This is a genomic window from Mesorhizobium sp. M7A.F.Ca.AU.002.02.1.1 (genome assembly GCF_003998535.1).
GTDB lineage: Bacteria > Pseudomonadota > Alphaproteobacteria > Rhizobiales > Rhizobiaceae > Mesorhizobium > Mesorhizobium ciceri.
In genome coordinates this window covers 1-802 of the sequence record NZ_RZPB01001351.1, presented here as the reverse complement: position 1 = coordinate 802, position 802 = coordinate 1, and the positions used below count along the sequence as shown (strand labels likewise).

The 802-nt window shown below is 62.5% G+C and carries 1 protein-coding gene; it reads right to left on the bottom strand.

The features are described 5' to 3' along the window. Positions 1-802: UvrD-helicase domain-containing protein (locus tag EN879_RS37660; RefSeq protein WP_164774927.1), on the bottom strand; the 802-nt coding region annotated here is incomplete at both ends.

Genomic DNA, 802 nt, shown 5'->3' with positions numbered 1-802 from the left:
GCGATCCTCGAAGGCCCGCATCTGGAAGGATGCACGGACAAGAATAGCCATGTCGTTGAGATTGTGCTTCTGGCGCTGATAGGCCTCGATGGTCTCGCCGATGGCGCGGGCTTCTTCTTCGGAATCCCAGGCGGCGTGGACATTGACCTTGCCATCCTCGGGATCGTTGCGATCCGTGAACAGCGTCTTGCCGAAGCGGCCCTCATTGTGGGCGATGAGGTGGGAGGCGGCACCAAGGATGTGCGCGGTCGAGCGGTAGTTGCGCTCCAGCCGGATGATGGTGGCGCCGGGAAAATCCTTGTCGAAACGCAGGATGTTGTCGACCTCGGCGCCGCGCCAGCCATAGATGGATTGGTCGTCATCGCCGACGCAGCAGATGTTTACGGTGGCGCGGGTTTCGGCCGAAGAGCGCCCAATCTCCCCCTCAAGGGGGGAGATCGGCTTGCCTTGAGGCCTTTGCGCCAACAGCCGCAGCCACATGTACTGGGCGGTGTTGGTGTCCTGGTACTCGTCGACGAGGATGTACTTGAAGCGCTTATGGTATTCCTTCAGCACGTCCGGATTGGCGCGGAAGATGCGGATCGGGTGGCAGAGCAGGTCGCCGAAATCGCAGGCGTTCAGCGTCTTCAGCCGCTCCTGATAGGCCTTGTAGAGTTCGCGGCCCTTGCCGTTGGCGAAGGCGCGCGCGTCGCCCTCGGCAATGTCGGCGGGGCCTTGCCCCTTGTTCTTCCAGCCGTCGATCATCTGGGCGAACTGCTTGGCCGGCCAGCGCTTGTCGTCCAGACCTTCGGCCTGGATCAGC